28 protein-coding genes, 1 tRNA gene and 1 pseudogene are annotated in these 23,664 nt (G+C 70.8%); 20 read left to right on the top strand and 10 right to left on the bottom strand.

Annotated elements, in window-relative coordinates; translation table 11 throughout:
- Positions 1-61: 61 nt before the first annotated feature.
- The 7 genes from galU to ACIOHC_RS10650 all read left to right on the top strand — a co-directional run bounded on the left by galU (position 62) and on the right by ACIOHC_RS10650 (position 5,553).
- Complete coding sequence (galU, locus tag ACIOHC_RS10680; RefSeq protein ID WP_351076045.1) at positions 62-964, top strand: UTP--glucose-1-phosphate uridylyltransferase GalU; 903 nt, start codon at positions 62-64, stop codon at positions 962-964.
- Positions 945-2,282 carry a gephyrin-like molybdotransferase Glp gene (glp, locus tag ACIOHC_RS10675; RefSeq protein WP_389636593.1) on the top strand — a complete coding sequence of 446 codons (1,338 nt, stop codon included), beginning with the start codon at positions 945-947 and terminating at the stop codon, positions 2,280-2,282. Before galU ends, glp begins: the two co-directional genes overlap by 20 nt.
- 124 nt (positions 2,283-2,406) lie before the next feature.
- Complete coding sequence (gene moaC / locus ACIOHC_RS10670; protein ID WP_365690760.1) at positions 2,407-2,907, top strand: cyclic pyranopterin monophosphate synthase MoaC; 501 nt, start codon at positions 2,407-2,409, stop codon at positions 2,905-2,907.
- A gap of 62 nt (positions 2,908-2,969) precedes the next feature.
- Positions 2,970-3,470, top strand: a complete 501-nt coding sequence (locus ACIOHC_RS10665) for a MogA/MoaB family molybdenum cofactor biosynthesis protein (RefSeq protein WP_351076141.1) — start codon at positions 2,970-2,972, stop codon at positions 3,468-3,470.
- A 17-nt stretch (positions 3,471-3,487) separates the two neighbouring features.
- Positions 3,488-4,099, top strand: coding sequence for a GNAT family N-acetyltransferase (locus ACIOHC_RS10660; RefSeq protein ID WP_376284838.1), 612 nt, complete (start codon positions 3,488-3,490; stop codon positions 4,097-4,099).
- Positions 4,100-4,257: 158 nt separating this feature from the next.
- Positions 4,258-5,382, top strand: coding sequence for a gephyrin-like molybdotransferase receptor GlpR (glpR, locus tag ACIOHC_RS10655; protein WP_351076056.1), 1,125 nt, complete (start codon positions 4,258-4,260; stop codon positions 5,380-5,382).
- Between the two features lie 97 nt (positions 5,383-5,479).
- Positions 5,480-5,553, top strand: a tRNA-Ala gene (locus ACIOHC_RS10650).
- A gap of 103 nt (positions 5,554-5,656) precedes the next feature.
- Here the strand turns inward: ACIOHC_RS10650 and ACIOHC_RS10645 are convergent.
- The gene (locus ACIOHC_RS10645; RefSeq protein ID WP_401842345.1) at positions 5,657-6,013 is read right to left on the bottom strand and encodes a hypothetical protein; all 357 of its coding nucleotides are present in this window, start codon (positions 6,011-6,013) and stop codon (positions 5,657-5,659) included.
- A gap of 120 nt (positions 6,014-6,133) precedes the next feature.
- Here ACIOHC_RS10645 and ACIOHC_RS10640 point away from each other — a divergent pair, with 120 nt between their 5' ends.
- The 3 genes from ACIOHC_RS10640 (at position 6,134) to ACIOHC_RS10630 (ending at position 7,925) form a co-directional block, all read left to right on the top strand.
- Complete coding sequence (locus ACIOHC_RS10640; RefSeq protein ID WP_365690764.1) at positions 6,134-6,730, top strand: helix-turn-helix domain-containing protein; 597 nt, start codon at positions 6,134-6,136, stop codon at positions 6,728-6,730.
- 186 nt (positions 6,731-6,916) lie between these two features.
- The gene (locus ACIOHC_RS10635) at positions 6,917-7,714 is read left to right on the top strand and encodes an SAM-dependent methyltransferase (protein ID WP_389636595.1); all 798 of its coding nucleotides are present in this window, start codon (positions 6,917-6,919) and stop codon (positions 7,712-7,714) included.
- A gap of 61 nt (positions 7,715-7,775) precedes the next feature.
- Positions 7,776-7,925, top strand: a complete 150-nt coding sequence (locus tag ACIOHC_RS10630) for a hypothetical protein (RefSeq protein WP_351076147.1) — start codon at positions 7,776-7,778, stop codon at positions 7,923-7,925.
- Here ACIOHC_RS10630 and ACIOHC_RS10625 read toward each other — a convergent pair.
- Positions 7,886-8,365: a GNAT family N-acetyltransferase gene (locus ACIOHC_RS10625; RefSeq protein WP_351076065.1), complete on the bottom strand. Its 480-nt coding sequence runs from the start codon at positions 8,363-8,365 to the stop codon at positions 7,886-7,888. The two genes, ACIOHC_RS10630 and ACIOHC_RS10625, sit on opposite strands and share 40 nt — an antisense overlap.
- A gap of 50 nt (positions 8,366-8,415) precedes the next feature.
- Here ACIOHC_RS10625 and ACIOHC_RS10620 point away from each other — a divergent pair, with 50 nt between their 5' ends.
- Positions 8,416-9,231, top strand: a complete 816-nt coding sequence (locus ACIOHC_RS10620; RefSeq protein WP_351076067.1) for an exodeoxyribonuclease III — start codon at positions 8,416-8,418, stop codon at positions 9,229-9,231.
- Between the two features lie 69 nt (positions 9,232-9,300).
- Here the strand turns inward: ACIOHC_RS10620 and ACIOHC_RS10615 are convergent, their stop codons facing one another.
- Positions 9,301-9,951 (bottom strand): MerR family transcriptional regulator, encoded by a 651-nt coding sequence (locus ACIOHC_RS10615; protein ID WP_351076143.1) that lies wholly within the window; start codon positions 9,949-9,951, stop codon positions 9,301-9,303.
- A gap of 166 nt (positions 9,952-10,117) precedes the next feature.
- Here ACIOHC_RS10615 and ACIOHC_RS10610 point away from each other — a divergent pair, with 166 nt between their 5' ends.
- The 5 genes from ACIOHC_RS10610 (at position 10,118) to ACIOHC_RS10590 (ending at position 14,721) form a co-directional block, all read left to right on the top strand.
- A complete protein-coding gene (locus ACIOHC_RS10610; RefSeq protein WP_351076069.1) occupies positions 10,118-11,656 on the top strand; it encodes an NAD(P)/FAD-dependent oxidoreductase in 1,539 nt (512 codons plus the stop codon).
- Positions 11,653-12,609, top strand: coding sequence for an alpha/beta fold hydrolase (locus ACIOHC_RS10605; protein WP_401842338.1), 957 nt, complete (start codon positions 11,653-11,655; stop codon positions 12,607-12,609). Before ACIOHC_RS10610 ends, ACIOHC_RS10605 begins: the two co-directional genes overlap by 4 nt.
- Positions 12,606-13,499, top strand: a complete 894-nt coding sequence (locus ACIOHC_RS10600; protein ID WP_351076075.1) for an SDR family oxidoreductase — start codon at positions 12,606-12,608, stop codon at positions 13,497-13,499. Before ACIOHC_RS10605 ends, ACIOHC_RS10600 begins: the two co-directional genes overlap by 4 nt.
- An 84-nt stretch (positions 13,500-13,583) precedes the next feature.
- Positions 13,584-13,799, top strand: a complete 216-nt coding sequence (locus tag ACIOHC_RS10595; RefSeq protein ID WP_351076077.1) for a hypothetical protein — start codon at positions 13,584-13,586, stop codon at positions 13,797-13,799.
- Positions 13,800-14,274: 475 nt separating this feature from the next.
- Positions 14,275-14,721: a peptidoglycan-binding domain-containing protein gene (locus ACIOHC_RS10590; protein ID WP_351076080.1), complete on the top strand. Its 447-nt coding sequence runs from the start codon at positions 14,275-14,277 to the stop codon at positions 14,719-14,721.
- Between the two features lie 222 nt (positions 14,722-14,943).
- Here ACIOHC_RS10590 and ACIOHC_RS10585 read toward each other — a convergent pair whose 3' ends face one another.
- From ACIOHC_RS10585 to ACIOHC_RS10575, 3 genes are all read right to left on the bottom strand, one after another.
- A complete protein-coding gene (locus ACIOHC_RS10585; RefSeq protein WP_401842334.1) occupies positions 14,944-15,762 on the bottom strand; it encodes a helix-turn-helix domain-containing protein in 819 nt (272 codons plus the stop codon).
- On the bottom strand, positions 15,759-16,646 hold the full coding sequence (locus ACIOHC_RS10580; protein WP_401842331.1) for a helix-turn-helix domain-containing protein: 888 nt from the start codon (positions 16,644-16,646) through the stop codon (positions 15,759-15,761). Before ACIOHC_RS10580 ends, ACIOHC_RS10585 begins: the two co-directional genes overlap by 4 nt.
- Positions 16,647-16,957: 311 nt before the next feature.
- Positions 16,958-17,593, bottom strand: coding sequence for a helix-turn-helix domain-containing protein (locus ACIOHC_RS10575; RefSeq protein ID WP_365690775.1), 636 nt, complete (start codon positions 17,591-17,593; stop codon positions 16,958-16,960).
- 62 nt (positions 17,594-17,655) lie between these two features.
- Here ACIOHC_RS10575 and ACIOHC_RS10570 point away from each other — a divergent pair, with 62 nt between their 5' ends.
- Positions 17,656-18,510 carry a class I SAM-dependent methyltransferase gene (locus tag ACIOHC_RS10570; protein ID WP_401842328.1) on the top strand — a complete coding sequence of 285 codons (855 nt, stop codon included), beginning with the start codon at positions 17,656-17,658 and terminating at the stop codon, positions 18,508-18,510.
- Between the two features lie 100 nt (positions 18,511-18,610).
- Here ACIOHC_RS10570 and ACIOHC_RS10565 read toward each other — a convergent pair whose 3' ends face one another.
- On the bottom strand, positions 18,611-19,285 hold the full coding sequence (locus tag ACIOHC_RS10565; RefSeq protein WP_401842325.1) for a DUF4232 domain-containing protein: 675 nt from the start codon (positions 19,283-19,285) through the stop codon (positions 18,611-18,613).
- A 464-nt stretch (positions 19,286-19,749) separates the two neighbouring features.
- Here ACIOHC_RS10565 and ACIOHC_RS10560 point away from each other — a divergent pair, with 464 nt between their 5' ends.
- Entirely contained in the window at positions 19,750-20,550 is an 801-nt protein-coding gene (locus ACIOHC_RS10560; RefSeq protein ID WP_401842322.1) for a hypothetical protein, read from the top strand.
- 159 nt (positions 20,551-20,709) lie between these two features.
- Here ACIOHC_RS10560 and ACIOHC_RS10555 read toward each other — a convergent pair whose 3' ends face one another.
- The 3 genes and pseudogenes from ACIOHC_RS10555 to ACIOHC_RS10545 all read right to left on the bottom strand — a co-directional run bounded on the left by ACIOHC_RS10555 (position 20,710) and on the right by ACIOHC_RS10545 (position 22,866).
- On the bottom strand, positions 20,710-21,741 hold the full coding sequence (locus ACIOHC_RS10555; RefSeq protein WP_401842320.1) for a threonine/serine dehydratase: 1,032 nt from the start codon (positions 21,739-21,741) through the stop codon (positions 20,710-20,712).
- Between the two features lie 90 nt (positions 21,742-21,831).
- On the bottom strand, positions 21,832-22,035 hold the full coding sequence (locus ACIOHC_RS10550; protein WP_401842317.1) for a DUF397 domain-containing protein: 204 nt from the start codon (positions 22,033-22,035) through the stop codon (positions 21,832-21,834).
- Positions 22,016-22,866 (bottom strand): annotated as a pseudogene (locus ACIOHC_RS10545) (helix-turn-helix domain-containing protein). Before ACIOHC_RS10545 ends, ACIOHC_RS10550 begins: the two are co-directional and overlap by 20 nt.
- Positions 22,867-22,973: 107 nt before the next feature.
- On the opposite strand from ACIOHC_RS10545, the gene ACIOHC_RS10540 reads away from it, so the two are divergent.
- The gene (locus ACIOHC_RS10540) at positions 22,974-23,204 is read left to right on the top strand and encodes a hypothetical protein (protein ID WP_351076103.1); all 231 of its coding nucleotides are present in this window, start codon (positions 22,974-22,976) and stop codon (positions 23,202-23,204) included.
- Positions 23,201-23,644: an ATP-binding protein gene (locus ACIOHC_RS10535; protein ID WP_389636599.1), complete on the top strand. Its 444-nt coding sequence runs from the start codon at positions 23,201-23,203 to the stop codon at positions 23,642-23,644. Before ACIOHC_RS10540 ends, ACIOHC_RS10535 begins: the two co-directional genes overlap by 4 nt.
- Positions 23,645-23,664: the final 20 nt, after the last annotated feature.

Below are 23,664 nucleotides of genomic sequence, written 5' to 3'. Positions count from 1 at the left end.
GGTGTACAAAATTAACCGGAACCTCACCTTCCACCCATACGCACCGGATATCGTTCCTCGCATGACTCAGTCGCACACCAGGATCAGCAAGGCTGTCATCCCGGCCGCAGGGCTCGGTACCCGCTTCCTGCCGGCCACCAAAGCCACTCCGAAGGAGATGCTGCCTGTCGTCGACAAGCCGGCGATCCAGTACGTCGTCGAGGAAGCGGTGGCCGCCGGTCTCTCCGACGTACTGATGATCACCGGTCGCAACAAGCGCCCCCTCGAAGACCACTTCGACCGCAATTACGAGCTGGAGTCCGCGCTCACCCGCAAGGGAGATGCCGAACGGCTCCAGCGGGTCCAGGAATCGAGCGACCTGGCCACCATGCACTACGTCCGGCAGGGCGATCCGCGGGGCCTCGGCCACGCCGTGCTGTGTGCCGCACCGCATGTCGGCGACCAGCCGTTCGCGGTCCTCCTCGGCGACGACCTGATCGACCCGCGCGACCCGCTGCTGGCCCGCATGGTCGAGATCCAGGAGCGCGAGGGCGGCAGCGTCGTCGCGCTGATGGAGGTCGATCCCGAGCAGATCCACATGTACGGCTGCGCGGCCTTCGAGCCCACCGCCGAGGGTGATGTCGTGCGCGTCACCGGCCTGGTCGAGAAGCCCGACAGGGCCGAGGCGCCCAGCAACCTCGCCGTCATCGGCCGCTATGTCCTGGACCCCGCCGTCTTCGACATACTGCGCAAGACCGAGCCCGGCCGCGGCGGCGAGATCCAGCTCACCGACGCCCTGCAGCTCCTCGCCGAGGACGAGAAGATCGGCGGCCCCGTGCACGGCGTCGTCTTCAAGGGGCGCCGATATGACACCGGTGACCGGAGCGACTACCTCCGTGCCATTGTCAGACTCGCGTGCGAACGTGAAGACCTGGGCCCGGACTTCAGGGTCTGGCTCCGCAGTTATGTCACCGAGGAGATGTAGCACCTTGAGCAGCAGCACGATCTGGTCGGTGGACGAGCACCTGGAAGACATTCTCGGCGCGGTGCGACCGCTCGAACCCATCGAGCTGCAACTGCACGACGCCCAGGGCTGCGTCCTCGTCGAGGACGTGGTCGTGGAGATCGCCCTGCCGCCCTTCGACAACAGCTCGATGGACGGGTACGCGGTCCGTGTCGCCGATGTCCAGGGCGCCGACGAGGAGTTCCCCGCCGTGCTCACCGTCATCGGTGACGTCGCGGCGGGCAGTGACGGGCTGCCCGGCGACCGGAGCGTCCAACCGGGCGAGGCCGCCCGCATCATGACCGGCGCCCCGCTGCCGACCGGTGCCGAGGCCGTGATCCCGGTCGAGTGGACCGACGGCGGTACGGGCGGCGGCCCCGCCGACACCATGCGTGCCCACCGAGACGCCCCCGAGGGCGCGGGCGGCGAGGTCCGCGTCCACCGCCCCGTCGAGGCCGGTGCCCATGTCAGGGCGCGCGGCAGCGACGTCAAGCCGGGCGATCTGGCCCTGAGTGCCGGATCGGTGATCGGACCTCCGCAGATCGGGCTGCTCGCCGCGATCGGCCGCTCCACGGTGAAGGTGCGGCCCCGGCCGCGCGTCGTCGTCATCTCCACCGGCAGCGAACTGGTGCAGCCGGGCGAGGAGCTTGCCGACGGCCAGATCTACGACTCGAACAGCTTCGCCCTGACGGCCGCCGCCCGGGACGCCGGAGCGATCGCCTACCGCGTCGGTGCCGTCACGGACGACGCGGATACGCTCCGCGCCACGATCGAGGACCAGTTGATCCGCGCCGACATCGTCGTCACCACCGGTGGGGTCAGCGTCGGGGCGTACGACGTCGTCAAGGAAGCCCTGTCGTCGGTGGGCGACGAGGACGAGCCCGGCAGCGGCATCGATTTCCGCAAGCTCGCCATGCAGCCGGGCAAGCCGCAGGGCTTCGGCTCGATCGGCCCCGAACACACACCACTGCTGGCGCTGCCGGGCAATCCCGTCTCCAGTTACGTCTCGTTCGAGCTGTTCGTACGGCCCGCGATCCGCGCCCTGATGGGGCTGCAGGACGTGAACCGCCCCACCGCCAGGGCCGCGCTGAACACCGACGAGGCACTGTCCTCACCGGCCGGCCGACGGCAGTTCCTGCGGGGCACGTACGACGCGGAGGCCGGCACCGTCACCCCTGTCGGCGGTTCCGGATCGCATCTGATCGCGGCTCTCGCCCAGGCCGACGCGCTGATCGTGCTGCCCGAGGACGTCACCTCCGCCGAGCCCGGCACGGACACCGAGGTGATCCTGCTCCGCTGATCCCCGGGCGGTGGCGGTACGGTATCTGCCGCTGTGCCTTCCCGGGGACACCCCCGGGGCCCCGGGCCCGCACCGGGGTGCGGGCCGAGCGGGCAACCGGCGCCCTACCGCGAGGCGGAGTGAGTTGAGTACGCAGAACAGGCTGACGCACATCGACGAGGCGGGCGCGGCCCGCATGGTCGACGTCTCGGAGAAGGACGTCACGGCGCGGGTGGCCCGAGCCGGCGGCAGGGTCCTCGTCTCGCCCCGCGTCGTCGAGCTGCTCCGCGGCGAGGGGGTCCCGAAGGGCGACGCCCTCGCCACCGCGCGTATCGCCGGGATCATGGCGGCCAAGCGCACCCCCGACCTGATCCCGCTCTGCCACCCGCTCGCCGTCTCCGGCGTCAAGGTCGACCTGAGCGTCGCCGACGACGCGGTGGAGATCCTGGCCACGGTGAAGACCACGGACCGCACCGGCGTAGAGATGGAGGCCCTGACGGCGGTCTCGGTCGCTGCGCTCACCGTGATCGACATGATCAAGGCGGTCGACAAGTCCGCGGTCATCACGGACGTACGGGTCGAGGCGAAGTCGGGCGGCAAGTCCGGCGACTACCGGCGCACCGCACCGGACGGAGCGGACGCGTGACGGCGCCCGGAACCGGGCAGTCCGGTGAGGGGCGACCGGCCGGGCCTCCGCTCGGTGGCGCGCTGACCGCCCCGTACGCCGCCCTCGTCGTCACCGCGTCGAACCGGGCCTTTGCCGGGGTCTACGCGGACAAGGGCGGCCCCCTGATCTCCGAGGCGCTCACGCAGCTCGGCTTCACCGTCGACGGGCCGCGGGTCGTGCCCGACGGCGACCCGGTCGAACAGGCGCTGCGCGAGGGGGTTGCCGCCGGGTACGACGTCATCGTCACCACCGGCGGCACGGGCATCTCGCCCACCGACCGCACCCCCGACGTCACCCGCCGCGTCCTCGACCACGAGATCCCCGGCATCCCCGAGGCGATCCGTGCCGAGGGCCGCGACAAGGTGCCCACCGCCGCGCTCTCCCGAGGCCTCGCGGGCGTCGCCGGCGGCACGCTCATCGTGAACCTGCCGGGCTCCACCGGCGGGGTGCGCGACGGCCTCGCCGTCCTCGCACGTCTTCTGGTGCACGCCGTCGACCAGCTGCGCGGCGGCGATCACCCCCGACCCGGGAGCCCGAGCTGAACGTCCCGACCTGGCCGGTGGTCCTCAACGACGGCGAGGTCACTCTCCGTCCGGTGAAACTGCGCGACCAGCGCATGTGGCGCGAGGTCAACCGGCGCAACCGTGAATGGCTGCGCCCCTGGGAGGCGACCGTGCCGCCGCCCGCCCCGGGCGGTCCGGTGGCCCAGCGCCCCACCTACCGTCAGATGGTCCGTCATCTGCGCTCCGAGGCCCATGCGGGCCGGATGCTGCCCTTCGCCATCGAGTACGAGGGCCGGCTGGTCGGCCAGCTGACGGTCGCCGGGATCACCTGGGGCTCGATGTGCTCGGGCCACATCGGCTACTGGGTCGACCAGGAGGTGGCGGGCCGCGGGGTGATGCCGACCGCAGTCGCCCTCGCCGTCGACCACTGCTTCGCCAGGGTCGGACTGCACCGCATCGAGGTATGCATTCGGCCGGAGAACAGGCCCAGCAGACGGGTCGTCGAGAAACTGGGATTTCGTGAGGAGGGCCTGCGCCCGCGCTATCTCCACATCGACGGCGCCTGGCGGGACCATCTCATCTACGCGCTCACCGCGGAGGAAGTGCCCGACGGGCTGCTCCGGCGCTGGCACCAGGCACGACCCGGAACCCCACGGGAAATGAAATAAGTGTTCGATATTGGTCGGCATATGGCCGCAAACGAACGCGCAAACACGCACGGGCGATCTGAACAATCACAAAAAAAGTCCTTGAAATCAGCCGGATCGTGCGACACACCGGGCCAATTGGCGGATGCCCCCGTGCAAACCCCTCTACGGTGTGAGACGTGAGCAGCAGCGGCCTGATCTACGCAGTCATCGTCGGGGCCTGGGCCGCCTACTTGGTGCCGATGTGGCTCCGCAGGCAGGACGAGCTCAATGAAGCCCGCCCGACGGAACGCTTCAGCACCGCCATCCGGCTGCTGTCCGGACGGGCGGCCATGGAGCGCCGGTACGCCAAGGAGTTGCGGGGACGCATCGCCGAGGAGGCGGAGCCCGACGCCGACCCGGACGCCGTCACGGATCGACTGGATTCCGTGGACGTCCGGGCCTTCGCCGCGCCTCCGGCGCACACCGAAGCCCGGATGCACGACCCGGCGCACCCGCCCGAGCACTCGGACCGGGAACGCTCCGGGCCCGGTCCTTCGCGGCGCGCGCGCCCGCGCGACGGTGCGGCGGACGCCGAGCGCGTCCGGCGCGCCCAGCGCCTCCAGGTTCTCGCGCGCCGGCGGCGCACCACTGTCGTCCTCTTCCTCGCCTTCACCCTCGGCGCGGTCGTCGCGGCGGTGGGCGGCCTCGGCTTCCTCTGGGCGCCCGCGGTGCCGGCGGTGCTGCTGAGCACGTACATCGTGCATCTGCGCTCCCAGGAGCGACGCCGGTTCGCCTTCACCATGGACCGGCGGCGGGCCGAGGTGGCGGCGCAGCATCTGCGTGAGAACCGTCCCCGCAGGCACCAGCCGGCCGCGGCGGCCCCCGCCGAGGCCGACGAGGAGCCCGAAGCACGCCACCCCGAGCCCGAGCCCGCCCCCGCGGTCTCCCCGCAGGAGGCCGGCCGCCGCGCCCTGGTCGAGCAGACGGACCACGCGGAATGGGTCGACCAGCAGCGCGAACGCGGCCGGGTCCAGGGCGACAGCTGGGAGCCGGTCCCGGTCCCGCTGCCGACGTACGTCACCGCCCCGGTCGCCCCGCGTGTCACGGGCGGCGTCGAGGTGGGCAACCCGGAGACCTGGAGCGCGGCCCGCTCCAGCGCCGCCGAGCCCACCCAGACGGGCACTTCGCACCCCGTGGCGCCCCCCGTCGATCCGGCGCCGCGCCAGCGGACCAACCAGTCCCGGCGCACCCGCGACCGCGGCCGGACCCCGCTCTTCGACCAGTACGAGGACGGGGAACGTCCCCGTGCCGCCAACGAGTGAGTGCCTTCGGGCCCCGCTGCGACACCGACTCGGCTGACCAGCAAGGACCGGATTTCCGAGCACCCCTGTGAGGGTGCTAGAGTTTCACTCGTTGCAAGGGCCTGTGGCGCAGTCTGGTAGCGCACCTCGTTCGCATCGAGGGGGTCTGGGGTTCAAATCCCCACAGGTCCACCGCACACACGAGATCCCGTCCGATCGAAAGATCGGGCGGGATCTCGTCGTTCCGGGACTTCCTTCCGCACGGGTCCGTGTGGGGAAGGGGCCTCACGGGCCGTCAGCGGTGGCGGGCGGCCCACAGCCAGGTGACGTCGATCACGGCGATCGCGCCCCAGATCCCGCAGACGGCGGCAACGCCGGGCGGCGCGAGTGCTGTTGCGAGGGTGCCGAGTCCGACCGTGCCCAGCACCACCCGGGCGCCGCACCCCGCGGTCAGGGACGCACGCAGCGGACCGGGTTCGGCCAGGCGGTCGGACAGGTAGGCGTCGAAGGCCTCCGCGACCTGGTCGTCGATCTCGTCCCGCAGCCGGGCGTCCAGGGAATCGGGCGCGGGGTTCGCCCGGGTCGCTCCCGCTGCGGCCCCGACGGTCGTCCCGGCTCCGGGCGACAGCCTTCGGGTCAGGTCTCTTCGCATCTCGCCCCCGCGGTTCCCGGCGCCCGACGGCGCCTCCCGGACCAACGTAGCGATTGCAGAGATGTTCTGCAAACAATCTCTGCAATGATTGCAGAGAATCTCTGCACTATGCTGGCGGGCATGGTCGAGCGTCCCGAGACGAGAGTGCTCACCGGCCCGGACCTCAAGGCCTTCTACAAGGCGCTGTCCAATCCGGTGCGCCGCGACATCCTGAGCTATCTCGGCGAACACGGCGAAGCGAACTCCACCGGTGTCGCCAAGGCCCTCGGTGAGTCCACCGGTACCACCAGTTATCACCTGCGCAAGCTCGCCGACCTCAAGCTGATCGCGGAGATCGAGGAGCGATCCACCGGGCGGGAGCGCTGGTGGAAGTCGCTCATGACCAACATCTTCACGCCGCCCGGCCTGGAGATGACGGCGGACGAGCGCGAGGCCGCCGTGAAGATCGGCGCGCTCAAGATGACCCATGACCTGAATCTGGTCGTGCGGGCGTACGCCGGGTACGACGCCTCGGCGGGCTGGAACCAGATCTACCGGGCCGGGCTGCGGATGACGAAGGAACAGGTCGCCTCGTTCGCCGAGGAGTACCAGGCGCTGCTGCACAAGTACGCGAGCGCGCCCGGTGAACACCCGCCGGGCTCGCGCCGGATGGCCGTTCGCCTGGTGGTGCTGCCCGACGACGGGCGAGACGCACCGCCCCCGGCCGACGGGGCATGACGGCAGGGGTGCCGCACCGAACCGCTGTGTGTCCAACCGTGGTTGCCCGGTGTCCGGCGCGGGGACGTGTCGGTGGGGCGGACTACGCTGGTGGTGCTCGGCTGCTTCCGTGGGTCCTGCCGGGGGTGTTCCCATGATGGACCGACTGCTCAGCTGCTCGTGATTTCCCGTACGGAGGAGCGTCCTGTGACGGCCGGAACACCCAAGGTCCAGATCGACACCAGCAAACCCCACCCCGCGCGCGTCTACGACTGGCTTCTGGGTGGCAAGGACAACTATCCGGTCGACCAGCGGGTGGGGGAGACGCTGCCCGAGGAGGCACGGGGCAACGCGGCGCGGAACCGGGCCTTCATGCACCGGGCCTCCGCATGGCTGGCGCGGGGCGGGGTCGACCAGTTCCTCGACATCGGCACCGGCATACCCACGGCACCCAATCTGCATCAGGTCGTCCAGGCCATCACCCCGGCCGCCCGGATCGTCTACGCGGACAACGACCCGATCGTCCTGCGCCACGCGGAAGCACTGCTGATCAGCAGCGCGGAGGGGGCCACCGACTACCTCCACGCGGATGTGCGGGAGCCGCAGGCCATCCTCGAACGCGCCCGTGAGCTGCTGGACTTCAGTCGGCCCATCGCGCTGTCCCTCATCGCGCTCATGCACTTCCTGCCCGACGACCAGGACCCGTACGGCATCACCCGCACCCTGGTCGACGCCCTGCCCGAAGGCAGCTTCCTGGTGCTCTCGCACGGCACGGCCGATCAGCATCCGGAGCTGCGGCAGAAGACCGAGACCGCGTACAGGAAGGGGGCGATCCCGCTGCGGATGCGGACCCGGAGCGAGGTCGAGCCCTTCTTCGAGGGCCTGGACCTCGTCGAACCCGGGCTGGTGTACGCCACCCAGTGGTACCGGGAGGAGCCGGCGCCCCTCGTCGAGCGCAGTGGTTTCTACGTGGGTGTCGGGCGGGTGCGCCGAGCCGGGGTGTGACGTCCGGGACCGATGGGTTCGGGGCGGCGCGGTCGACGCCCCTGACGGGTGGTGGAGCGTCGTGCCGCCTTTTCCGTCCGGGGCCGGCGGCCTGGTGGCGACCGTGGACGACTGGTCCTCCTTCGCCCGGATGCTGCTCGCCGGGGGAGGGCCGACGGGTGCCGGGACCCGTCAGCGCAGCGGCTTCGCGAAGCAGATGCTGCTCTCGTAGGTGCGGTAGTGGCCGAACTTCTCGCACGGGGCGTAGCCGCTGGACCGGTACAGCGCGATGGCCTCGGGCTGTCTGTCCCCGGTCTCCAGCACCATGCGGGTCCGGCCGGCCGCCCGTGCGTCGGCCTCCAGCGCGGCCAGGATGCGGCGCGCCAGTCCGTTGCCGCGGCCCTCGGGGATCACGAACATCCGCTTGATCTCGGCGTCGCCGTCGGAGTATCCCTCGGCGTTGCGCTCCTGGGAGCGCCAGCCACCGGTGGCGACCGGGCGCCCCTGCGCGTCGTAGGCGAGGAGGTACAGGCCGTTCGGCGGGTCGAACATCGACGGGGCGAGCGGTGTGACATCGCCCTCGTCGCCGTACCGCTCGGCGTATTCGAGCTGCACCTGGTCGTTGAGTTTGACGGCATCGGCGTGGTCGAAGGGCCGAGGGTGGATAATCATGCGAAATATGGTACAGGTATGCGGTCTATTGGTGCCGGTATCGTGCCGTAATGCTCACTGTGACCTCCGTCAATGTAAACGGGCTCCGCGCCGCCGCCAAGAAGGGCTTCGTCGAGTGGCTGGCCGGGACCGAAGCCGATGTGATCTGCCTGCAGGAGGTGCGGGCCGAGCCGCAGCAACTGCCCGCCGAGGTGCGTGAACCGGAGGGCTGGCACACCGTGCACGCACCGGCCGCCGCCAAGGGCCGGGCGGGCGTCTCCCTGTACACGCGGCGTGCGCCCGAGCGTGTGCAGATCGGGTTCGGTGGCTTCGGGGACGCAGGGAGCGAGGAGTTCGACGCGAGCGGGCGGTACGTCGAGGTCGATCTGCCCGGTGTCACGGTCGCGAGCCTGTATCTGCCGTCCGGCGAGGTCGGCACGGAGAAGCAGGAGGAGAAGGAACGTTTCATGGCCGCGTTCCTCCCGTACCTGCAGGGCCTCAGGAAGCGCGCCGCGGCCGACGGCCGCGAGGTGGTGGTCTGCGGTGACTGGAACATCGCCCACCGGGAGGCCGACCTGAAGAACTGGAAGGCCAACAAGAAGAGCTCCGGCTTCCTCCCCGAGGAGCGGGAGTGGCTGACCCGGGTCTTCGACGAGGCCGAGTACGTCGATGTCGTACGGGCGTTGCGTCCGGAGGAGGAGGGGCCGTACTCGTGGTGGTCCTACCGGGGGCGGGCCTTCGACAACGACACGGGCTGGCGGATCGACTACCAGGTGGCGACGCCGGGGCTGGCCGCCCGTGCGGTGAAGGGCTGGGTCGAGCGGGCCGCGACGCACGGTGAGCGGTGGAGCGACCATGCGCCGGTGACGGTCGTCTACGAGCTGTAGACCACCGTCACCGGCGGAGGCCGAGGGCCGGGGGGAGTCGACGGGGGGTGGGAGGCCCGGGAGCTCGGGTCAGGACGCGCGTTCCCGCGACGGGGGGTCCGGGTCCTCGCGGCGCAGCCGCCGGTCCAGCGCCATGGAGAGCTCGGCGTCCACCACCGCGCGGGCCAGGGGGCGGAGCTGCGGCGGCTCGGTCTCGTCGCCGTGCGCCCGGAGGATGCCGACGAACAGCTCGGCGAGCGCGTCCGCGTGCTCGCGGACCCGGCGGCCGGCCGAGAGCACCGTGGCGAGCGGAATCCCCTCCCGGACCAGTTCCGCCGACACCTCCAGCAGGCGGCGGCTGATGTGGACGATCTCGTCGCCGTCGGTGGCCAGATAGCCCAGGTCGAGCGCGGCGGCCAGATTCTCCGGGGTGACCTCGCCCTCGAAGTAGTCCGCGAGCTGTTCGGGGGTGAGGCGGACCGGGGTCTCCTCGGTCGGCTCGCCCAGGCCCAGTACTTCGGCGACATCGCGACCGCTCTCGAAGGTGCGGGCGAGATCGGCGATGCCGGTGAGCGTGTGGCCGCGTTCCAGCAGGCCCGCGATGGTGCGCAGCCGCGCCAGGTGGTGGTCGTCGTACCAGGCGATGCGCCCCTCGCGGCGAGGCGGCGAGATCAGCCCGCGCTCCCGGTAGAAGCGCACGGTCCGCACGGGGATGCCGGCCTCCTCGGCCAGCTCCTCCATCCGGTATTCACGGTGCTCGCGTCCGTCAGCCACACCCGCACCCTATGTTGTACCGCCGGTAACTTTCCCTTGTCGCCCCCTACCCATCGGTACGGAGCTGCTCTACTCTCCCAACAATGCCAGTGATTGCTGGCAGAGTCGTGTGACGTACCGCGGGAGGGGCAGCATGGCCCAGCACGAGCACGTACGAGTGGCGGTGATCGGATCCGGATTCGGGGGCCTCGGGGCCGCGGTCCGGCTGCGCCGCGAAGGCATATCGGACTTCGTCGTCCTGGAACGGGCCGGCTCCGTCGGCGGCACCTGGCGCGACAACAGCTATCCGGGCTGCGCCTGCGACGTGCCGTCCCACCTCTACTCGTTCTCGTTCGCCCCCAACCCCGAGTGGCCGCGCACCTTCTCCGGGCAGGAGCACATCCGCGCCTACCTGGAGCACGTCGCGGACACCTTCGGGCTGCGTCCGCATCTCAGGCTGGGCCATGAAGTGCTGCTGATGAGCTGGGACCGCGACGCGCTCCACTGGGTCATCGAGACCGGCAACGGGGCCACCTTCACCGCCGATGTGGTCGTCTCCGCGACCGGGCCGCTCTCCGACCCGAAGACGCCCGCCATCCCCGGGCTCGACAGCTTCCCCGGCAAGGTCTTCCACTCGGCCCGCTGGGACCACGACTACGACCTGACCGGCAAGCGCGTCGCGATGATAGGCACCGGCGCCTCCGCCATCCAGATCGTGCCCGCGATCCAGCCGAAGGCAGGCAGGCTGACCCTCTTCCAGCGCACCCCGCCCTGGGTCATGCCGCGCATGGACCGGAGGATCAGTGGCGCCGAGCGCTGGCTGCACCGCACGCTCCCCTTCACCGGCACCGCGCGCCGCGGACTGCTGTGGGGCATCAGGGAGTTGCAGGTCAGCGCCTTCACCAAGCGCCCCAACGAGCTGGGCGTGATCGAGTCGATAGCCAAGTCCAACATGGCGCGGTCCATCAAGGACCCTGCGCTGCGGGCCAAGTTGACCCCTTCCTACCGCATCGGCTGCAAACGCATCCTGCTCTCCAGCACCTACTACCCGGCGCTCGCCCGGCCCAATGTCGATGTGGTCGCCTCCGGCCTGGCCGAGGTGCGCGGCTCCACGGTCGTCGCCGCCGACGGTACGGAGACCGAGGCCGACGCGATCATCTTCGGCACCGGCTTCCATGTGACCGACATGCCCATCGCCGAGCGGGTGGTGGGCGCGGAAGACATCACGCTCGCCGAGTCCTGGAAGGACGGCATGCAGGCGCTGCGCGGCGCGAGCGCGTCCGGCTTCCCCAACTGGATGACGATCATCGGCCCCAACACGGGACTCGGGAACTCCTCGATGATCCTCATGATCGAGTCCCAGCTGAACTACATGGCCGACTACCTGCGCCAGTTGAACGTCCTGGGCGGTCGCGTCGCACTCGACGCGCGCCCCTCGGCGGTCGGGGCCTGGAACCGGCGCGTCCAGCAGCGGATGAAGCGCACGGTGTGGAACGTCGGCGGCTGTGACAGCTGGTACCTGGACGCCAACGGGCGCAACACCACGGTCTGGCCGGGCACCACCGCCGAGTTCCGCAAGGTGACCCGGCAGGTCGACCTCGCGGAGTACGAGGTCGTCCGGACCCCGAAGAAGGCCGCCGCGCCCGCGGAGCCCACCACGGTGAAGGCCGGCGCCGAGGAGGTCGTGCGATGAGCCGGCTGCTGCGGCGGGACGACGCCCCGCCCACCCCCGCGCGCGAACTGACCGCCCTCTCCGCCGACGGCGCGCGCATCCATGTCGAGGTGCACGGGCGGGAAGGCGCCCCCGCGGTGGTCCTGTCGCACGGCTGGACCTGCAGCACCCACTTCTGGGCCGCGCAGATCCGGGACCTGGCGGTGGACCACCGGGTCGTCGTCTACGACCAGCGGGGCCACGGCCGTTCGCCCGCTCCGGGCCGCGACGGGTACAGCACGGACGCCCTCGCCGACGACCTCGAAGCGGTGCTGGCCGCCACGCTCGGGCCGGGTGAGAAGGCCGTGCTCGCCGGGCACTCCATGGGCGGCATGACGATGATGGCCGCCTCGCGGCGGGCCGGACTGCGCGAGCACGCGGCGGCCGTACTGCTGTGCAGCACCGGCAGTTCGCGGCTGACAGCCGAGTCGCGGGTGGTGCCGTTGCGGGCCGGGGCCGTCCGGACCAGGATGACCCGCGCGATCCTCGGGTCGCGGGCCCCGCTCGGACCGGTCACACCGGTCTCCAGGCGGATACTCAAGTACGGCACGATGGGGGCGGGTTCGGCCGCCGACCGGGTCGAGACCTGTGCCCGGATCGTGCACGCGTGCCCGCGGGCGGCCAGGGTCGCCTGGGGGCATGTCCTCGCGGAGCTCGATCTCGACGCGGGAGTGAGGGAGTTGCGGGTGCCCACGGCGGTGATCGCGGGTACGGAGGACCGGCTGACGCCGCCCGTGCACGCCCGTGCCATCGCGGCGGCGCTGCCCGACTGCCTGGGGCTCACCGAACTTGCGGGCATGGGCCACATGACACCGGTGGAGGCGCCGGAGGCGGTCACGGGGAAGCTCCGGGAACTCGTCGCCGCGTACCTCCCGGTGGGTGCGGTCGGTGTGGACGGTGTGGACGGTACGGCCGAGAAGGAGGATGTCGCATGAGCGACAGGCGGAGTCTGGAAGGACAGGTCGTCGTCGTCACGGGCGCGGCGCGTGGTGTGGGCGAACTGCTGGCCCGCAAGCTCTCGGCGCGCGGCGCCAGGCTCGCACTGGTCGGTCTGGAGCCGGACGAGCTGAAGAAGGTCTCCGAGCGGCTGCACTCGGAGAGCGACCACTGGTTCGCGGACGTCACCGACCACGCGGCGATGGCGCGCGTCGCCGGGGAGGTCAAGGAGCGGTTCGGGAAGGTCGACGTCGTCGTCGCCAACGCCGGGGTCGCGGCGGGCGGACCGTTCCTCGACTCGGACCCGGAGGCGTGGCGGCGGGTCATCGAGGTCAATCTGATCGGTGGCGCGGTGACGGGGCGGGCGTTCCTGCCGGTGCTCATGGAGAGCCGTGGGTACTTCCTGCAGATCGCCTCGCTCGCGGCGATGACACCGGCGCCGATGATGACCGCGTACTGCGCGTCCAAGTCGGGCGTGGAGGCGTTCGCGCACAGCCTGCGGGCCGAGGTCGGCTACCGGGGGGTGAAGGTCGGGGTCGGATACCTCTCCTGGACCGACACGGACATGGTGCGGGGCGCCGACCAGGACGACGTGATGCGGGAGCTGCGGCAGCGGCTGCCCTGGCCGTCGAACCGTACGTACCCGCTGGGACCGGCAGTCGACCGGATCGTGGCCGGCATCGAACGGCGTTCCGCGCATGTGTACGCACAGTGGTGGCTGCGCGGGATGCAGTCCGTACGGGGCTACCTCCCGTCGGTGATCGGGGTCGTCGGCCAGCGCGAGATGCAACGGTTCGGGTCGCGGCTGGAGGGTGTGAGCAAGGCGCTCGTCGGTGCCGGAGGGGCCGCTGACCAGCACGCGCGGGCGGTGCGCACGCAGCGTAAGTGATCGAAATGCGATGCATGCCGGGGCATGTAACTCTGGTCGAGGTCCTTACGGACCGTCCCCCACGCACCACTAGGAGTGAACAGCATGGGTATTGCAGACCAGTTCAAGGACAAGGCGCAGGAGCTCGCCGACCAGGCGAAGCGCAAGGCGAACGAGGGCAAGGACGCGGGCCGGGAGCGGATGCAGGACGCGTCCGGCCGGACCTCGAAGACGTCGCAGCAGGGCCGTGACCGCGCCCAGCAGGGCCGCGACCGGGCCCAGCAGACGACGGACGACGCCCGCGAGCGCTTCGACCGCTGACGCGTTTCGCGTCGCTGCGTGTTGTCTGGTGAGGGGCGTGCCCGGGTGACCGGGCGCGCCCTTTGCGCGTGGCGTGGATCAGGGCTTCCGGGGACCGCCGACGGGCGACGGCCGGAGGCCGGCTCCCGGTCCGGTGCGCCAGGTCGCTCGGGTCGGTGTTCGCCGCACGGGACGGCGGCGCACGGTACGACGGCGGTCCGCTCGCCGCTGCCCGCGGGACGGGTCGGGCCTCCGCACTCGGCCGGTACGCCATGGTGGTCGTCCTGCCGTCCTGCCGTCCCACTGTCCCGCCGTCCCGCGTCCCACCGTCCCGCCACAACGTCACCGCGGACGGCGTCTTGGCAGGTCAGCGCGTGGGACGTCCCCTGAGTGCGTCACTTCTCCGGTACTTCTGGCAGCTCTCGCTCCCCGCCCCGCAGTCTTGTTGGCGAACCGGCCGACGCGGCCGGATCCGACTAGGGGGAAGGCAAAGAGAATGCGAACCTTGACGAGGACGTTCGTCGGTGTCACCACCGCCCTTGCGATCGCCGGCGGAGGCGTGGCGGCTGCGGGTACCAGCTTCGCGGCGTCCCAGCAGACCACGAAGCCGGTAGTGAGTTCCGAGGCCGTCGCCCCGCTCGCGGTGGTCAACCTCGGCCTCAACGCGACGCAGGCCAAGAAGCTCCAGCGCCAGCTGAAGGCCAACTGGGGCTACAAGGGCAAGATCGACGGACAGCTCGGCACCGACAGCTGGAAGGCGATGCAGCGCTGGCTCAAGAGCTCCTGGGGCTACACCGGCAAGATCGACGGGCAGGTCGGGAGCGGCACGGTGAAGGCGCTGCAGCGCTTCCTCAAGAAGTACTGGGGCTACAAGGGCAAGATCGATGGAATCGCCGGATCGGCCACCAAGGCCGCGTTCGCGCGGTCCTGCAACTCGCTCTGAGCCGAGCCCGTCGCGGTGGACCCGTCGTACGCACCGGAGGGCAGGCTGCGCCGCCTCCGGTGCGTACGGTCCGCGCGGCGGCGCGGGACGCCCTCGGTCCGTCGTCCTCCGGATGCCGCCGGTCCGAGGGCGACCGCGTCCGGGGTGAGCAGGGGCCGGGGGGCCGCAGCCCCCGCCGAACCGAGCGCCCTGCACCCCGACGCGCATGCCGGCGGTCCGGGTTCAGCCGGTGAAGCATTCGCGGCGTCTGCCCGGTACGTCCAGGCAGATCCTGGTGCTGGTCCGGTTGTCGCCGGAGGCCATCGGGGTCGCCAGATACCGCCCGGCGTCGAGACTTCCTTCGGCCGTGACCGACTGCGTGCGCCCGGCCGGCAACGACAGCTCGACCCGGTCGCCCGGCACCAGTCCGGTGGCCCGGACCCAGACGGCGTGGCAGAGCTCGGCATGGCGGAGTTCCAGGCGCCGTCCGCCGGAGGGGGTGTGAGTGGCCAGGGTGGTGATCATCCCGGCCGCGCCGCAGCCCATGGCGACAGGGCTCTTGCCCTCGCAACTGTCGCCCCTGCACCCGACGTTGCGTACGGGCGGCTCCGTACCGGTGCGCGCCTGCTCGTCCGGGCTCCCGCCGGTGAACGCGAGTACGGCCAGGCAGGCCGCCGCCGCCCCGGCGACGGCCGCGACGGCCGCGGCGACCGCCCGCCACCGCACGCCCGCGCGGGCAGCGGCGGCGGGCGGGACGGGGGAGGGGACAGGTCGGTCCGGCACCTCCGGCTGCCTCGGCGCGGACACGGGCCGTGCCCGGCCGCTCCACTCGGCGTCCGCCAGCTCCCAGAACGCCAGCAGCCTGCCGGGTGGCGTCCCGGTGAGCGCGCACAGCGCCTCGACCGCCGGGCGCGGTGCGGGCTTCTTCCCGTTCAGGTACCGCTCCCAGGACGATTTGCTGTACGGGGTACGGGCCGCCAGCGCGGCCAGGCTCAGCCCCGACCGTTCCCTGATGCCCCGGAGCTCCTCCGCCAGTTGACCGCCCGCGGTGGAGGCCGTCATCCGCGCAGCTCCCTCCAGGTGTCCGGGCCGATGATGCCGTCGACGACCAGGTGGTGCGCCTGCTGGAACTTCTTGGCGGCACCCTTGGTCCGCTCGTCGTACAGTCCGTCGAAGACGCCGGGGCTGAAACCCTTCTCACGCAGCAGGCACTGGGCCTCCACCACGTCGAAACCGGTGCTGTTGATGTCGAGCAGCATCTCGCGGGTGTCGCTGCGCCCCGCCCGCAGCTCACCGTCCTGCCGCCGCACGGCGCACTTGTAGGTCTGGCCGCGCAGATACCCCGCTCCGACGGCCACGGGACCGGTCTTCTCCGCCGGGGCCTCGTCGTCCCACCCCCGTGCCGTCAACACCCCGGCCCCGAAGGCCACGGCGACGGCCAGGGCCACGGCGGCGAGCATCCACCCCAGCGGCACCGTGCGACCCGGTCGCGCCGACGCCGACGCCGACGCCAAGGTCGATGCCGACTCCTGGGCCCGGTCCTGATCCTGGTCCTGGGCCCGGTCCGGAGTCTGCTCGCGCCCCTGTTCCTGTCCCCGCTCCTGGTTCTGAGCGGGCGAGGAGGGCTGCGAGGACCTCGGGGGCGACGACGGTTCGTCCGCCCGCCCGGGTGCGGGCGCCTTGGCGCGGGCCCGTTCGGCGACGTCGTACAGCACGATGAGCCGCGTCGGCTCCGTACCGCAGACCCGGGCCAGCTCCTCGACGGCCGTGCGCGGCACGGGCTTCTTCCCGTTCAGGTACCGCTCCCACGAGGAACGGCTGTAACTGGTACGGCTCGCGAGGGCGGCCAGACTCAGATCGCTGTGATCCTTCAACCTGCGTAACTGGACGAGCAGTTGGCGTTCACTGTTGGATGTCTCTGCGGGCAGCTCTTTCCATCGCGGCATGCGAATTCCCCCGATGCTTTCGGGCAGTTGCCATAAATAGTGCGGCATCGTGGCCGGGCAGGAGAAGGCGTGGCGTGTCGGCCACGGTCCGCATTCTGTGGTTGCGCCTCGGGACGACGCGCCTCAGCAGGTCAGGGCGTGGAACGTCCCACGCCGGCCCGGATCGGCCTCGGCCCCGGCCGTACGAAAATTGGCGCATCGGAGTCGTTGCCGAACGGGGCTCCGGTCTACTGCCGCCGGCCCGCGCGCATGAGGGCGGGGGGCCGGCGCCTGCTGATTGCGGACCATGTTGCCCTCAAGGGTCGAGTTGATCAGAGTCCGTTGGCGACCAACAGCTGAGAGCTGAGGGTGCGGTAGGCCCATTGCTCCCACTTGGCCGCTGGCCACGCGCGGTCGCGGGTGAGGAGCAGGAAGAGCTCCGGGCTGAGGACGGCGTAGATGATGTCCGCCGCCTCGTCGGCGGGGATGTCGGGGCGGGCGCCTGGCTTCTTCGTCAGGGACTTCGCCGCGGTGGAGATCACTGTGTACCGCGGGTCCGCCTGATCCGGCCACAACTCTCGGATCTCCGGGTTGGTCGCTGTCGCGGCGCGGACCATCTCGTCGATGGCCGCGACGCGTTCGAGTGTTCCGCGGGTGCCGGCGACCAATGCGGCCAGTGCGGACTCGGCGGCAGGCGCGGTCATGACCTCTGCGAACCAGGGCCGATCCATCGTCGGCACGGGTTCGTCGTCGCCCGCGATCGCGACGTCGACAAGTTCCTTGAGCAGCGAGGGCTTGTTCCGAAAGACGAAGTAGATCGTCTGCACCGCCACGCCTGCCCGGTCGGCGATCTCCTGCAACTTGGTCGCCCCGTAGCCCTGCTCGACGAAGAGCGCACCGGCCGCCTCGATGATCCGTCGCCGCGTCTCCTGGGCCTTGTCGCCCCGCTTCCCCTTGCCCTCGCGCATGACTGGAGTCTATATCTAGAGTTGAACTCTAGAGGTCGGCTCTAGTCAGGGGAGGAAGTGCCGTGCACACCATCGCCAACCGGCAGCAGGCAGAGGCATGGAACGACTGGGAGGGCATCCACTGGGCCGAGCACCCCGAGCGTTACGACGGGATGATGGGTGCGTTCAACGCACCCGTGTTCGCCGCCGCGGGCATCGAGGCCCGGGACCGGGTCCTCGACGTCGGCTGCGGCACCGGCCGGACGACGCGCCTTGCGGGGCAACGGGCTTACAACGGGAACGTCGTGGGAATCGACCTGTCCGCGCCGATGCTGGAACGCGCCCGCCGTGACGCAGCCGCGGAAGGTCTTGACAACGTCACCTTCGAGCAGGGCGACGCCCAGGTGCATCCGTTCCCCGACCGCGGATTCGATGTCCTCATCAGCCGTGGTGGTGTCATGTTCTTCGCCGACCACGTCGCAGCCTTCACCCATCTCGGACGTGCGCTCGCCCCGGCCGGCCGCCTCGCGTTCCTCGGTCCGCAGCCCGCGGGCCCGGACAGCAGCTACGCCCGTGCGACCGCCGCGCTCTCGCCGTTCCTGCGCGAGGCATCCCCCGCTTCCAGGGGTATGGGGTCGCTCCTCGACCCCGCGCGCATCCGCCAAGTGCTCGCCGCCGGCGGGTTCACCGACATCGAGGTGGCTCCGGTCGAGGCGCCCATGACCTTCGGCGCCCACGCGGGCGAAGCCGCCGACTTCCTCTTCTCCATGGGCCCGACGCGCCACAACCTGCGCGATGTCGACCCGGGAACCATCACCCGTGTCCGTGCCGAAGTGCGTGACGCGCTCGCGGAGTTCGAGACCGCGGGCGGTGTCTGCATCCCCGGTGCGGCCTGGATCGTCACAGCGACTCGTCAGCGTATCCCGTCGAGCAAGTGACGCATTGTTCCAGACGTGATCAGCGGGGCGGCCCTGCCGCCGGGGCGCCGAAGGCGGCTCCGCGCGCCCCGCAGGTGGCCGTCCGCCGCTGCGGGGCCGTTCAGCCGAAGGGAACGGCGTCCGCCGGGGAGGTGTGCCAGTTGGTGACGATCGGGTCCTCGACAGTAATGGTGCCGACCGGGAGGGAAACCGGGTCGGGGTCGTTGTCACCGACGGCGACGATGATGCTGTCCAGTTCCTTGCCACCGTTTCCGTCGGCGCTCTTCGGGTTCACCCCGGCGTAGGCGGTGGTGCTCCCACTCAGCGTGATCTGCCGGCCCACGGACTGCTCCGCAGGACCCGCCTGGGTGCCGTCGGAACCGAACGCCACGGTCGGAAGCGCGGCCGGCAGGACACAGGTGATCCCCGACTTCGCCTTCGCGATGACCAGGATGTATCCGCCCGCCTGGGTCTCGGACCTGGTGCTCCAGGAGATGTCGTTGGCGCCGCAGACCTGTCCGACCGGCTCGCGCTTGCCGTTTCCGGTGTCGGCGCCGGAGCCGGAGCCGGCCCCGTCCTTGGTTCCGTTTCCCTTGCCCGTCGTCGCGTCGGAGCCCTTGTCCGTGCCCTGACCGCTGCCCGCGGTCGACGAGGCGAACGGGGCGGTCGAAGCGGCGGACGAAGAGCCCTGCGCGGCGCCGGTGTCCGTGGCCGTGTCCTGGCACGCCGTCATCAGCATGGCGCCGCCCACGACGGCTGCGGAGACGAGGAAGGCCTTGCGACGGTTGCCGGACATGAAATCCCCCTGGTGATCAGTGGTTGAGGCCGAAGTGGTTCCGGCTTCTCGGTGCTCGCTCGACCACTATGAGGGGGCTGTGGGCCGAAGGGACCCCGGCGTCTTCGTCCCAGGACAACGCTGTCGCAGACCGGTGACATGATCACGAAGTGGAAGACCCGGGCCTGCCGCCGGCCACAGCGGTCAGCGGCAGGCCCGGGTCCTCGAACCCGCTGCAGGGCCGCGGCGTGAGTGAAGTCCGCTTCGCGGCGTCGCCTGGACGCAGGGCCGTCTCGGTCGGCACCCTGCAGGGGCTTGATCCCGAGCAGGTCATCCGTCTCGGATCTGCCCGTTACGAGGCTGTCGGGCCGGTGGTTCGAGCCCATCCCTCTCGAACCCGACCCCGTTCGGGGGCTGTTAACCTGCGGCGATCCATTCTTCCTTTACCGGACTCATACCAGTCCCTCACCAACAAGAGGTTGCGCATGCGCGCAGGCAGATCCGGCTTCGCGGTCATGGTCGCGGGAACGCTCGCCCTGGGGGCATTCACCGCGCCGTCCGCGCAGGCGGCGGACACCGGCGTCAAGGTGTCGAACCTGGTCCTGAACAAGGGCAGGTCCATCATCGTGGGTACGTCCGCAGAGGTCAGACCCACATTTACGTACCACGTGTCGTGGCCGTCCGGCCTCAAGCAGTCCGACGTGAACACCTCCCTGTTCCTGTACCACGACACCACCCCCGCCAAGGCCTCGGTGCGCGGGGCCATCTACATGGGGCTCACCGCCTGTGAGGACGGCTCCGTGGCCGCCGACTGCGAGGGCACGCTGTACATCGACCCGCGATACACCCTCGACTCGAACAACGACGCCACGACCTGGAAGAGCGCCGTCTGGGTACGCATCTGGAACGCGAAGGGAGGGCTCAAGAGCGAGGAGTTGCTGCCTCTCTCGCCCACCGTGCGGGTCAAGCGTGCGGCGAAGGTCACCGTCGACGCCTCGCCCGAGCCCGTCGCCAAGGGCGGCAAGCACACCGTCACCGGCAAGATCACCCGCGCGGACTGGGTGAAGCACAGTTACACCGGCTTCGGTGCCAAGGCGGCCAAGCTCCAGTTCCGCAAGGCCGGTACCAGCACGTACAACACGGTCAAGATCGTGAAGGCGAACTCGACCGGCGTCCTGAAGACCACGGTCACCGCCTCCGTCGACGGCTACTGGCGCTGGACCTTCGGTGAGACGGACACGACCGGCGGCGCAACCGCGGCCGGCGACTACGTCGACGTCAAGTGACGGTCTCCTTCCTCCGGCAGGCCGACGCGGTAGCCCCGGGTCGGCACGCCCGGCTGCTGGAGCGCCGGGTGAGACAGTCCTGACCGTTGACCCGGTCGGCCCGGCCGTCTCACCCGGCACCTGCGGGGCCGCCGTCATGGCCGGGCCGGCCACCGGACATCAGTTCTCGGCCGGGCGCACCAGGTCGCTCGGGTCGGTGTTCGCCCCGCACAGCACCACGGCGATTCGCTCGCCCCCGTGCGGCCGGTAGCCGCGGCTCGGCGCCGTCGGCCCGTTCGCAGGGTCCGGAGCGGTGAGCGCGGCCAGCGCGGTGGCGGCTGCGTGCTCGACGGCGACGCGGCGGTCGTCCCACAACGCCCGGCGGGCGCGGACGATTTCGCCGTCCGGTACCAGGACGGAGCGGACGTCGTCCCGGCGGGCGGCGTGCAGGGCCAAAGCGGTGGCGCGGCGGGCGCCGAGGGCGTCGATGGCGACCGAGTCGACGGGGACGTCGACCGGGCGACCGGCCTCGATGGCGGCGTTCAGCGCCCGGCAGTTCTCCGGCTCGACGGCGACCGTACGGATTCCGTGGTGCTGAGCGGCGGTGGCGACACCGGCGAACAGGCCGCCCCCGCCGACCGAGACCACCACGGTGTCCAGACCGGGGATCCGGGCGTGGATCTCCTCCAGCAGGGTGCCGGCCCCGGCGGCGATCAGCGGGTGGTCGTACGCGTGGGCGGCGAGCGCGCCGGACGAGGCGGCGAACTCCGCACACGCTTCCAGGGCTTCGGCGTACTCCGCGCCGACCACCCGCACGTCCGCCCCGAGGTCGCGGAGCCGGGCCACCTTCACCGCCGGGGCGACGGTCGGCAGGAACACCGTGGCGCGCACGCCCTGCTGCCGGGCGGCCCATGCGCAGGCGAGCCCGGCGTTGCCGCCGGAGGCGATGGTCACGCCCGCGTCCGGCAGGGTGCCGGCTTCGCGGTGGGCCTGGATGAAGTTCTGCGCACCGCGCGCCTTGAAGGAGCCGGTGTGCTGCATGAACTCCAGCGCGAACCAGACCTCGCAGGACTCCTCGGACCGGGCGCCGAGGTGGCCGCCCTGAGCTGTGCGGATCGTTCCCGGGTCGACGGGGGCGACGGCGACCGGGCGGACGTGCCCGGCGATCCGGTCGGTGGCGGCCTTGATGCCGTCGTACGTGAGCTGGTGCACGTCGTTTGCTCCTGCCGAGAGGGGATCGCGGCCGGGTGACGAGCCGGCCGGCGGAACGGTTCGGGCCTCCGGACCCGGAACGATGCGAGCTCAGGATGCCTTGACGGCCTCGACGAACGGGGTCCAGGCGGACGCGGCGATGACGAGGGCCGGCCCTTCGGGGCGCTTGGAGTCGCGGACGGGGACGATGTCGGGGTGACCGTCCGCGACTTCGAGGCAGTCGCCGCCGTCGCCGTTGCTGTAGCTGCTCTTACGCCAAGTAGCGGCGCGGAGATCAAGATCGATGCTGGCCATGCCGGTACTCCTCAGCCGCCTTCTCGATCAGGTCGAGGGACGCCTCTGGCGGCAAGGCGGCGGCCCTGAGCCGATCGTATGCCTTGCGGTACTTCACCACGATGGGCGGATCGTCGATGGTCTGACCGTGATAGGGCCCCTCGGTGTAGAGCAACGGTGGTTCGTCGTCGAAGTCCATGAGGAGGAGGGGCAGCTCTGCAAGGGGGCGGGTCGGGCCGTTCCACGGAAGGATCTGTGCAATGACGCGGCTACGCCGTACCAGGCCGGCGATGTGGTCCAACTGCTTGGCCATCTCGACCGGCGGGACGAGGGGTGGTGTACCAGGGCCTCGTGCAGGACCACCCAGTATTCGGGCTTCTTGGGGTTGTCGAAGAGCCGGGACCGGTGCAATCGAGCGTCGATCTTGGCTTGAGTCTCGTCCGGGGTATCCAGCGGGTACGCGGAGTGGATGACGTTGTGGGCGTACGGCCTGGTTTGGAGCAGACCTGGGATGAGAGTGCCAGACCATTGGTCGATGGTCCGGGCTCGTTTCTCCGCCTCCACGCTCCCGGCGAAGTACGCGGCGTGAGCGCCCTGTTTGGCCTTCCTCACGTCCTCGGACCGCCGTTGAAAGAACCCGTCCGTCCCCAGCACCCGGTCCACATGCTGTGCCAGATCCACCGGCATCCGGCGATGGCCGTGCTCGATCTCGCTCAGGTACGTGATGCCGTAGAAACTGCCGTCCACCAGTTTCTCCAGGGTCAGGCCCGCCTCCTCCCGTTTGAAGCGGAGTTCCTTGCCGTAGAACTGAGGGACGCCTGCCGAGCCGTCGATCTCCTTGCGCGTAGCCACTTTTGACCCCCTTTCGCGCTGTGCGTTGTGGAGCGGGAAACCTTTTCAAGGTAGAGCCCCGTGCGGCAGCGTGTGAGCGGTTCGTCACAGTGTGCAATGAAAGGTGGATGGCCCCTCATGGACGAGACACAGGACACCCCCGACTACGACATCGCTCGGCCATCGACGCGCTCCGTGCCGCGCTCACGGCACACGACATCACCCTGCCCTCGCTGGGCGTCGACCCGTTGACGCTCGCCTGGTGGGCGCCCCGGCCGCCGCTGGTCGCGCTCGGCAACTGCAATGCGGACACCGCGCGTCGGCTGGCCGAGGTGCTGCGTACGGCGGCCGGCGGATGAGCCCGCTGCCGATCGCGGCGGACCTGCTCGCGGTGCCGAAGGCCGTACCGGAAGTGCGACACCTCCTGCGGGAGCGGTGCGGGGGCGTGGATTCGCCCGATCTGCTGCTCTGCGTCAGTGAGTTGCTGACCAATGTGATCGTGCATCTCGGCGAGGGAACGCCGGTCACGCTCCGGGTCAGCGGCACATGCACCGGTCGTGTCCGCGTCGAGCTGAGCGATCCGGAACCGTGTGCCTGGCCGGCGATGCGGAGCGCGGCGGGCGGTGACGAGTCGGGGCGGGGGCAGGTGCTTGTGGACGCGTTGTCGCTGCGGTGGGGGGTGGATCAAGGCGCGCACGGCAAGACGGTGTGGTGCGAGCTGGCGGCGCCCACCGGATGGGAGCGGGCGGTGGGCGAGCCGGTTGCCGTCGGTGCCGGGGGAGCGGGGCCGCCCGCGTAGTAGGGGCCGGACCCCCGTCC

The organism is Streptomyces sp. NPDC088252 (assembly GCF_044740965.1).
GTDB lineage: Bacteria > Actinomycetota > Actinomycetes > Streptomycetales > Streptomycetaceae > Streptomyces.
The sequence above is the reverse complement of the archived record's forward strand: the minus strand, read 5'-3'. Positions and strand labels throughout refer to the sequence as shown.